Raw genomic sequence first — 9,474 nt, 5'->3', positions numbered from 1 at the left:
GAGGCTTCGTGCTGGCGGTGCTGGTGGCGCAGAGCGCATGCGTTGCGCCCGCCGGCACCGGTGCCGCGGACCCGCGCGATGCGGCACATGCGTGGCGGGTGCGCCGGGCGCCGTATTTCGACAGTACGTGGGGCGTCGATATTGTCGGCGTGCGGCTCGTGTCCTCGGGGTGGATGCTGCAATTCAAGTACCGCGTGACCGATCCCGAGAAAGCCAGGACGCTGCTGGACAGTCACGAGAAACCGTACCTGATTGATGAAGCAAGCGGGGCGAAGCTGGCTGTGCCGGCGCTTGAAAACATCGGCGAGTTGCGGCAGGTCTCGGCGCCCGAGCGAGATCGTACGTACTACGTCATTTTTGGGAATGCCAACAAGATCGTTAAGCGTGGAAACCAGGTGCATATCGAGATCGGCCGGTTCGTCGCGAACGACCTGACCGTCGAATAGACGGGCAGCGCTCAGTGCTGATAGGGGCTCAGATGATGAAACATGCAGGTATCACTTCTCATGGGACGCGGCTCGCGTGGGCCGCCGGCTTCGCGCTCGTCCTGGCGGGTCCGGCGCCGGCCGAGCCGGCTGGCATCAGCGCCGCCCAGGTGGTGGCGAAAAATGTCGCAGCGCGCGGCGGCCTCGACGCGTGGCATGCGGTGCATTCGCTATCGTTCGTGGGCAAGATGGATGTGGGGCGGACCCACCCCGCGCCACAAGGCACGGTCGACAATCCACCGCAATCGTCGCCGAAACGGCACATGCTGGAAAAGGCGATGACCGACAAAAGTGGCGTGATCCAGGGCACCGTGATCGCGTTGCCGTACCGGATCGAGATGAAGCGGCCGCGCAAGGTGCGTTTCGAACTCGACTTCGCTGGCAAGACCGCGGTGCAGGTTTACGATGGCACGGCCGGGTGGTACTCGCGCCCCTACCTTGGCTATTCCACCGCCCAGCCGTTCACGCCCGCTGAACTGAAGCTCGCCGCCGACCAGCAGGACCTCGACGGCCTGTTGATCGACGCTGCCGCCAAAGGCAGCCAGGTTGCGGTGGAAGGTGTCGAGCCTGTGGACGGGCACCGTGCATACAAGCTGAAGGTCACACTGAAAAACGGCGACGTCCGCCATGTCTGGGTGGACGCGTCCACCTTTCTCGACGTCAAGGTCGACGGGACCCGGGAGGTCGGCACGCGCGCACGCACGATGGTCACTGTATTGCGCGACTATCGCAAGGTTGACGGCGTGATGATTCCGTTCGAAATGGAGACGCTCGGCGAGGGCTTGAGGCAACCGGAAAAGATCGTGATCGAGAAAGCGACGGTCAATCCGGATCTGCCTGACTCGCGCTTTGCCAAACTTCAGATATCGGGCCCGGGTTAAGCCGACTGCGGTCTGCTAGCCCGACCTTCGCAAAACGGCTCTGATGTGATGGACGACTCCCGCTAAGCGGCGAAAGGATTTATGCCAAAGTGGAGAAGTCGTGACGTCCACGGCAAAGGAGCATTCGTCATGAACATAGCGACTGTTGGACTGGATCTGGCCAAGAATGTGTTGCAGCTTCACGCAGTGGATCCGCAAGGTCACATGGTTGTGCGCAAGCAGTTGAGACGCACGGGTGTACTCCGGTATTTCGCAACGCTTGACCCGTGTGTGATCGGCATGGAAGCGTGCGGCTCGTCGCACTACTGGGGCCGCGAGCTCGCGAAGCTCGGACACACCGTTCGACTGGTTGCCCCGCAGTTCGTGCGGCCTTACGTAAAGAGCAACAAGACCGATGCGGCCGACGCCGAAGCAATCTGCGAGGCGATACAACGACCGAACATGCGCTTTGTACCGGTCAAGACGCAGGCGCAACAGACAATGTTGTCGCTGCATCGCGCACGCGCCGGGCTGGTCAAGTCGCGCACAGCACTGGCCAACCAGATCCGTGGGCTTCTGGGCGAATTCGGTATCGTGCTGCCACAGGGTATCCGGCTGCTGGGGCAACGGGCCATGGAGGCGCTTTCCAGCCGTAACAGTGAGTATCGCGAACCGTTCCGGGCGTTAATCCATATGCTCGTCGACCACTTGCGCGAGCTTGGCAACAAGGTGGCCGAACTGGAAGGTCGTATCCGCGCAATCCACCGGACCGATGCGCCCGGGCAACTTCTCGAAACCATACCCGGTCGGCCCGCTCACCGCGTCGGCCCTGGCAGCGTCGATCGGCGACGCCCGAGCCTTTCGCAGCGGCCGGGAACTTGCTGCCTGGCTGGGTCTGGTGCCGCGGCAACATTCCTCGGGCGGAACCGCACGCCTGCTGGGCATCAGCAAGCGCGGCGATACGGCATTCCGAACACTTCTGATTCACGACGCCCGTGCGGTTATCCGCATGGCAGCCGCCAAGACCGAGATGGCTGATTCATGGCTGATGAAACTGTGCCGACGCCGACACAAAAACATCGCTGCCGTGGCGCTCGCGGCAAAGAATGCACGGACGGCATGGGCCATGCTGATACGAAACCAGGCCTTTCAGGCTAGCCATGTACCTGCACGATCCAGCGTGACGGATTGACAGATTCAGCGATTAGCAGCGAAACAGCTTTCACTTCCCAGAGGTTGCTTGAGCAGACTTCAATTGGATGACAGAACGGTCGGACCGTGGTGGGCCAAACCCGCTGTGCACCAAGGGCAACCAAGCCCGAGGCTCTGATGGGGTACCCATTCGCGGATATTCATCGTGGGCCCGCAGCGAGTGCTGCCAACTGAGCCCGGATACATGGCTGCAATCTCGACCCGATGCCAGAAAACTGGGACTGCTTGACAACAGGGAGTCGTCCATACATGGTGCAAATAGGCGGTCTGGACGAGATTTTTGTTATAGAAAGGATATCTCATCAAGCAGACAGGACGGCCTCCCAAACTGCGGGCGCAGCGGTATCTTTGAGGCCGAGCTTCGCGAGGCTGAATTGGCCCTTGCGAATACGATGGACCAATTCAATACCTGAGAGAGTAATCGCTGCGTTCCTGAAACGTTTGAAGCCGAGCATGACTTTCGTCCGGGACTTGATGTTGCGGTGGTCCTGCTCGACCAAATTATTGAGATATTTCGAGGATCGGACGTTTGTGTCCTCAGGCAGCAAGCCATCGGCCTTCATCTCGCGCACGGCGCGGTGCGAGGCTGCATAACCATCAAGCGTGATGGTCTTCGGTGGTTGGCCTTGATGTTCGATTGCCTTCCTGAAAAAGGCTTTTGCCGCCTTCACGTCGCGCCTGGCGCTGAGCATGAAGTCTACTGTCTGGCCCACCCGTTCCACCGCTCGATAAAGATAGACCCACTTGCCGCGCAGCTTGAGGTAAGTCTCGTCGACACGCCACGACTGCCCGGTGGGCCTGCCAAGGCGGTTCCACCGTTTCACGAACTCCGGCGCAAAGCGCCGCACCCAGCGCAGGATCGTCGTGTGCGCCAGCGACAGACCCCGTTCCGCCATCATCTCGACCAGATCGCGCAGGCTAAGCTTGTAGCGCAGTTACCAGCGAACACACAGAATGATCACATCGCGGTCAAAGTGAAGGCCTGCGAACAGTTCGTCAAGGCTCTTCAGCTTGCTCATCGTCGGTTCTCAATTCGTTCAGCCTGACACCTTAACCGATTCGCCCCCGCGCTATTTGCACCAGAGCCGTCAATTGGGACCTGCTCGCTCAGGCGGCGATCGAACGCATCGAGGTGATGCCTGGGTCCAATCCGCTGTTCGGTTTGAACACGCTAGGTGGCGCAATCGCAATCACCACGAAAAACGGCCGCGACAATCCCGGCGGCAGCGTCGAAGTGGAGGGCGGTTCGTTCGGACGCCGGAGCGTGGTTTTCGAACAGGGCGGCCAGCACGGTCACTTCGACTATTTCGTCACCGCCAATGAGGAAGCTGATCAAGGCTGGGCCGATCACAACCCCAGCCGCGTGAAGCAACTGTTCGGCAAGGCGGGATATAAGAGGTGGGCGCGCAAATTCGGACAGTCGGATAAGTGGAACGCTCGGGGCCTGAGCCGGCGATAATGCCGACAAAGGAACCAGGAAGATGACGAAGAGAACCCGACGGACGCACTCAGCCGCGTTCAAAGCGAAAGTGGCGATGGCGGCGGTCAAGGGCGAGCGGACGCTAGCCGAATTAGCGCAGCAGTTCGATGTGCACCCGAACCAGATCACCGAATGGAAGCGGCAGTTGCAGGAACGTGCCGCCGACGTGTTTGGCGCAGGCGGCACGGCGTCGAGCGAGCCGCAAGTCGATTTGAAGGAGCTACATGCGAAGATCGGCCAGCTCACGCTGGAGAACGATTTTTTAAGCGGCGCGCTCAACAAGGCGGGATTGCTGAGCGCAAAGCGATGATCGATCGTACACACGCATTGCCGGTCTCGCAGCAGGCGCGACTCGTTGGTATCGCAAGATCGAGCGTGTATTACCGGGCGCAACCGGTGAGCAACGCAGACCAGTTGCTGATGCGCCGGATCGATGAACTGCACATGGAGTTTCCGTTTGCCGGAGCGCGGATGCTGGCGCGACTGCTGCGTCGCGAGGGACACGAGATTGGCCGTCGGCACGTGCGCACGCTGATGAAGCGCATGGGTATCGAGGCGCTGTATTGCAAGCCGAATACGAGCCGACGCAATGCGCAGCACAAGATCTGGCCGTATCTGCTACGGGGCATGACGATCAGTCGGGCAAACCAGGTCTGGGCACTGGATACCAGTTATATCCCGATGGCGCGCGGCTTCGTGTATCTGACCGCCGTGGTGGACTGGGCCAGCCGGAAGGTACTGGCCCACCGCGTAGCGATCACGATGGAGGCGATGCACGCTGTCGAGGCGTTGGAAGAAGCGTTCGCGAAGTACGGGCAACCTGAGATCGTCAATACCGACCAGGGCAGCCAGTTCACCGCGATAGCGTTCACCGAGGCCGTGCTCAGCCGGGGCATCCGCTTGTCGATGGACGGCAAAGGTGCCTGGCGAGACAACGTGTTCGTCGAGCGCGTGTGGCGAAGCGTGAAATATGAAGAGGTGGTGTGCTACGAACGCGACGGTTCGAAGTCAGAGCCGTTGCGATGCTTTATCAAAGATGAGGGCGGGCCCCTCGGAGTCGGCGTGCAGGAGCAGGCTTCAAACCACCACAAGCTGCGCGAGTTAAGAGCTCGCGTGGTGAGCGTTGATGGAAAAGGCGGAGCGCGACTCCGTCAGGTGAGGGTCAGGAAGACGAACGCGAGTGAACCACTGATGACGTGTCGAAACGTATTAACTGAAGTCGAAACCGGGATCTTGACTTCTATCCCGCGACAAAGGTTGGGGGCTTACCTGCTTGCTGCCCAACTGGCTTCCGGCATGAAGGCGGCGTGACCTTGATCCAGGCTTTGGTAAGGAACGTAGGAACCTGTCGTCCCGATGCTAAGGGAGAAGCCCAGGCGGATAGCCTCCGCGAGGGTGAGAGTACCGATGCGGGGCACAGGGGCGGAGGCGTTCGTAGTAGGGTTGAAGGCTCTGTAATGGAGCTGGACCGAAGGAACGCCGTCGTCCGGCCCGACCATGTGAGCAACCCGCAAGGGGAGGACCCGCATGGATAAGGCAAAGCCGTTTGATATCTCCAAACGTGAGGTGTGGGAAGCGTTCAAGCGGGTGAAGGCAAATCGCGGAGCAGCGGGCGTCGACGGACAATCGATTGCCGAGTTTGAAGAGGACCTGAGTAACAATCTCTATCGACTGTGGAACCGGCTGGCTTCGGGCAGCTACGTTCCGCCTCCTGTACGACGCGTGGAGATTCCGAAAGCCGATGGCTCGACCAGGCCGCTCGGAATTCCCACTGTGTCGGATCGCATCGCGCAGATGGTGGTACGGCGACATCTCGAACCGATTCTGGAACCCGTGTTCCATGACGACTCGTATGGTTATCGCCCGGGCCGCTCAGCGCATCAGGCTCTCACGGTCGCGCGTCAGCGTTGCTGGCGTGCGGACTGGGTGCTCGATCTCGATATTAAAGGGTTCTTCGACAATATCGATCATCAACTTCTGATGCGTGCTCTGCGTCGGCATACGAACTGCAAGTGGGTGCTGCTGTACATCGAAAGATGGCTAGTGGCTCCGGTTTGCATGCCGGACGGCGCGCAAGTAGCGCGGAATCGAGGGACGCCACAAGGGGCGGTGGTTAGCCCCATACTGGCCAACCTGTTCCTGCACTACGCGTTCGATCAATGGATGTCACGAAATCATCCGGGCGTCCAGTTTGAGCGTTATGCCGACGATGTCATTTGCCATTGCAAGAGTGAGACGCAGGCGAAGCAATTGCGCGAAGCACTTGAAGCGCGCCTTGCGGCTTGCAAACTGCAACTTCATCCGGATAAAACCAAAATCGTCTACTGCAAGGACGACAACCGACGTGGGCGCTATCCGGTGCAACGCTTCGATTTCCTCGGCTATTGCTTTCGGCCCCGGAGCTCGATGAATCGCGCAGGAACGTTGTTCGTCAGTTTCTCGCCTGCAGTAAGCGACAAGGCCGCCAAGTCGATGCGTTTGCGGATGCGTCGGTGGCGGCTGCACAGTCGCAATGACCTTGAACTCGTCGAAGTCGTTCGATGGGCACAGCCTGTACTTATGGGCTGGGTTCGGTACTACGGACGGTTTCGGCCTTCCGCTCTTCATGGAGCCCTACGTACGCTCGATTCTTTCCTCGTGCGTTGGGCTCAGCGGAAATACAAGAAACTCCGCACGCACAAGCTGCGAGCGTGGGATTGGTTGCGGCGTCTCAAAATGCGGCGACCAACCCTCTTTGCGCATTGGGCGCTGGGGGGCACGGCTGGACGATAGGAGCTGTATGAGTCGAGAGGCTCACGTACAGTTCTGGGAGGGCCTGGCGGTGCGATTCCGCCGGGCTACTCAACTATCTGAAAGCCTATGAATCGGTAGGCCACGCCCGGCGCTCAATCGGCGATTACATCAATCTGTACAAGTGCGTTTCATACTGCCCAACCTCGCTATGTTGTTGATAAATCTAGAGAGCCCTGTTGTGTCGTTGGTATTGTGGGGTGTCCACGCCGTGCGCGAGCCCGTCCGACGAGTTCGGTAACTGCGTCCCCGGTCAGCGAATTGCGATTGAAGATCCATGGCCCGTTGGGTAACGGATGTTCGGCTGGGATCTTGTTGCGCTCAACTGCGAGCCTGAGCGTTCCGGGGCTCACACCGATGAACGCCGATGCCTCGGTCAACGTCATCCATCCTTCAGCAGCACGTCGTTCGCTCGAATAGACCGGGATCTGATGGTGGCTGCGCAACGCGGTGACTCGCTCCTGGGTCCAGAAGTTACCCCGGCCGGTTCGCAGGTCATTGCGATTGAGTACGCCGGCGATCACCAGATCCGGACAGATACGGACAAGCTGGCGCACGGCATCAATTGCTTCACGTGACGTATGCGTAGTGTTCTCTCCGCGGCGCCGCCGCGGCACGCGAATCTCGGTATGTACTCCGCCCTTCCAGTGAATGACGAGCACGATTTCGCTCGTTGCGTCGTCAACGTCAACGACGACTTCGTGGATCAGGGTGCGCACTATGCGCTTCTTCAGGCGGGCGTCGGCCTGCGGCCAGATCGATTCCAATGCAGTGGCAAGATCGGCAAACTCCTCTGGCTGGGTAGGCGGTATCTGGCCGGATGTGCGCGACTGTTGCTCGATACGCGATTCCAGTTCCTCTACGCGTAGTAGCGCATGATTCCAGCGCCGCTCCAGTTCGTCGGCGACGAGCCGGTTCTCGGGGTCAGCAGCATCGTACTGTTTCTGCGCGCGTTGCGCGGCGTAGCGTGCAGCCTGAAGATCCCGCTGCAACGCGGCCAGCACTTCGTCCTGCTTCAGGGTCTCTTCTTCGCGCGCCACGATTGCTGCCTCAATTGCCGCCGGTTGAACGACCTGCAAGACCGCCTCGGCGATGGCCGCGTCCGCGCGTGTGCCACCGAACGCAATACAACGCGGTTGCCCCTTGTCCATCCAGCCGCGATGACAGCTATAGCGCAAGGCGTCGTGCCTGTTACCCGTGTAGTGTAGCGTCAGCTTGCTCGCGCAGCGCCTGCAGCGCAATAGTCCCGCCAGCAGGGCCTCACCGTTCTTCGGGGCGCCAGCGTGTCCGGCCAGACGCAGGTTGCCGCTAATGGCACACTGGATCCGTTCGAATTCGTCCCAGTCAACGTACCCTTCGTGGGCATTCGGAATGAGCGCAAGCCACTGATCCCGTGGTTTGCGGCGATCACGTTTGCGTGGTTCCCCAGCCTCGTAATGGATCGCGCATTCGGTTTTGCCATAGGCATACGTGCCACCGTAGATCGGGTTGGTCAGGATCCGGTACACCGTGCCGTAGCTCGGCCGTTTCCATTGGATTTCGCCGCGCGGCATGCATGCCGGCAACTGCAGGCCGTGCTCCAGGAACCATAACAACGTCTGACGCACCGAACCAATCGCGCCGAACTGGCGGAATACTGAGCGGATGGCGTCCTGCACGCGCAAATCCGGATCCTTCTCCAGGCGCTGGTCTTCGGTCTTGCAGTAACCCACCGGCGCCGCGACAATGAGTTCGCCGCGTTTGGCCTTCTCCCGACGAGCTTCGAGCGAACGCTGACGCAACAGATCCAGCTCGTATTCGTTCAGGCTGCCCTTCAAGCCGAGCAGCAAACGATCGTTGCTCTGCCGCGGTGAGTAGACGGTCTCCTGATCGACGAGCACCGTGTCGACGACGCGGCACACCTCAACCAGTTGCTGCCACTCGCGACTGTTGCGCGCGAATCGTGAAACCTCGCGAGCGGCAACTGCGCCGACGTGCCCAAGACAGACCTCTGCGACCATCCGTTCGAAGCCCGTGCGCGTTTGCGTTCCGGCCGCAGAGCGTCCCAGATCCTCGTCGATCACCTCGATCTCGTTCCAGCCCAACTGATGCAGACGATCCTGCATCGCATACTGCAGCTTCTGGCTCTCCAGATTGTGGCTGACCTGGTAGGCCGACGACTGGCGCACGTACAGCATGGCCTTGCGCGCCAGATGCTGCGCCCGAATCTTGTCACTCATCGCGCACCTCCGGCTCGTGTACGGCGGCGAGCAGCCCGCGACGGTGTTGCCGCAGCAGCTGCGCCAGCAAACGCACCGTCTGCTGCCGGACCTCTTGCGGCAGGTGCTCCCATTGTGGTGTCTTCGGAAAGAGACGGAACAGGTCGAGTTGACCGCCCGGTTGGGGGTTTGTCTGGCGTCGCATCAGCACCTCCTGTACGGAGCAAAGGATGGTGCTCGGCTTGTACCATACCGCGCGGCGTGGCAGCAGGCGCCTGCGCCAACAGGTACTTCAGTTCCCTCAATGCTTCACAGCTGACGGCGGGAGACGTTGCCGAGGTAATGCGACAGCAGGCAACGGGATCGAACATCCATTGCGGCACCTCCAGCAAGCCCGCCGTGTCGAACGGCTCTCGCCCACAGCGCAGCACTGACTCGGCGTTCTTCCT

The 9,474-nt window shown here is 60.4% G+C and carries 5 protein-coding genes and 4 pseudogenes; 6 read left to right on the top strand and 3 right to left on the bottom strand.

Features of this window, described 5'->3' with window-relative positions; all coding sequences use genetic code 11:
- Window positions 1–8: 8 nt before the first annotated feature.
- From OKW41_RS23320 to OKW41_RS23310, 3 genes and pseudogenes are all read left to right on the top strand, one after another.
- A complete protein-coding gene (locus OKW41_RS23320) occupies window positions 9–446 on the top strand; it encodes a hypothetical protein (protein ID WP_429574089.1) in 438 nt (145 codons plus the stop codon).
- Between the two features lie 32 nt (window positions 447–478).
- Window positions 479–1,366 carry an outer membrane lipoprotein-sorting protein gene (locus OKW41_RS23315; RefSeq protein WP_429574088.1) on the top strand — a complete coding sequence of 296 codons (888 nt, stop codon included), beginning with the start codon at window positions 479–481 and terminating at the stop codon, window positions 1,364–1,366.
- 129 nt (window positions 1,367–1,495) lie between these two features.
- Window positions 1,496–2,537, top strand: a pseudogene (locus tag OKW41_RS23310) (IS110 family transposase).
- A gap of 322 nt (window positions 2,538–2,859) precedes the next feature.
- Here the strand turns inward: OKW41_RS23310 and OKW41_RS23305 are convergent.
- Window positions 2,860–3,576: pseudogene (locus OKW41_RS23305) on the bottom strand (IS6 family transposase).
- A gap of 68 nt (window positions 3,577–3,644) precedes the next feature.
- On the opposite strand from OKW41_RS23305, the pseudogene OKW41_RS23300 reads away from it, so the two are divergent.
- From OKW41_RS23300 to ltrA, 3 genes and pseudogenes are all read left to right on the top strand, one after another.
- A pseudogene (locus OKW41_RS23300) lies at window positions 3,645–3,950 on the top strand (TonB-dependent receptor); the annotation flags it as partial.
- 88 nt (window positions 3,951–4,038) lie between these two features.
- Window positions 4,039–5,018 (top strand): annotated as a pseudogene (locus tag OKW41_RS23295) (IS3 family transposase); the annotation flags it as partial.
- 546 nt (window positions 5,019–5,564) lie between these two features.
- The gene (ltrA, locus tag OKW41_RS23290; protein ID WP_429574087.1) at window positions 5,565–6,809 is read left to right on the top strand and encodes a group II intron reverse transcriptase/maturase; all 1,245 of its coding nucleotides are present in this window, start codon (window positions 5,565–5,567) and stop codon (window positions 6,807–6,809) included.
- A 167-nt stretch (window positions 6,810–6,976) separates the two neighbouring features.
- Here ltrA and OKW41_RS23285 read toward each other — a convergent pair whose 3' ends face one another.
- Window positions 6,977–9,046, bottom strand: a complete 2,070-nt coding sequence (locus tag OKW41_RS23285; protein ID WP_187639680.1) for a recombinase family protein — start codon at window positions 9,044–9,046, stop codon at window positions 6,977–6,979.
- Window positions 9,039–9,230, bottom strand: a complete 192-nt coding sequence (locus tag OKW41_RS23280) for a hypothetical protein (protein ID WP_187639681.1) — start codon at window positions 9,228–9,230, stop codon at window positions 9,039–9,041. Before OKW41_RS23280 ends, OKW41_RS23285 begins: the two co-directional genes overlap by 8 nt.
- Window positions 9,231–9,474: the final 244 nt, after the last annotated feature.

Origin of the sequence: Paraburkholderia sp. UCT70, from assembly GCF_050434085.1 — a bacterium.
Lineage (GTDB): Bacteria > Pseudomonadota > Gammaproteobacteria > Burkholderiales > Burkholderiaceae > Paraburkholderia > Paraburkholderia tuberum.
This window is presented reverse-complemented; position numbering and strand designations above follow the sequence as displayed.

Bases quoted from the DNA above. Each gene is read 5' to 3' on its own strand.
- OKW41_RS23315 (WP_429574088.1), top strand. From the start codon at position 479: ATGATGAAACATGCAGGTATCACTTCTCATGGGACGCGGCTCGCGTGG.
- ltrA (WP_429574087.1), top strand. From the start codon at position 5,565: ATGGATAAGGCAAAGCCGTTTGATATCTCCAAACGTGAGGTGTGGGAA.
- OKW41_RS23285 (WP_187639680.1), bottom strand. From the start codon at position 9,046: ATGAGTGACAAGATTCGGGCGCAGCATCTGGCGCGCAAGGCCATGCTG.
- OKW41_RS23280 (WP_187639681.1), bottom strand. From the start codon at position 9,230: ATGCGACGCCAGACAAACCCCCAACCGGGCGGTCAACTCGACCTGTTC.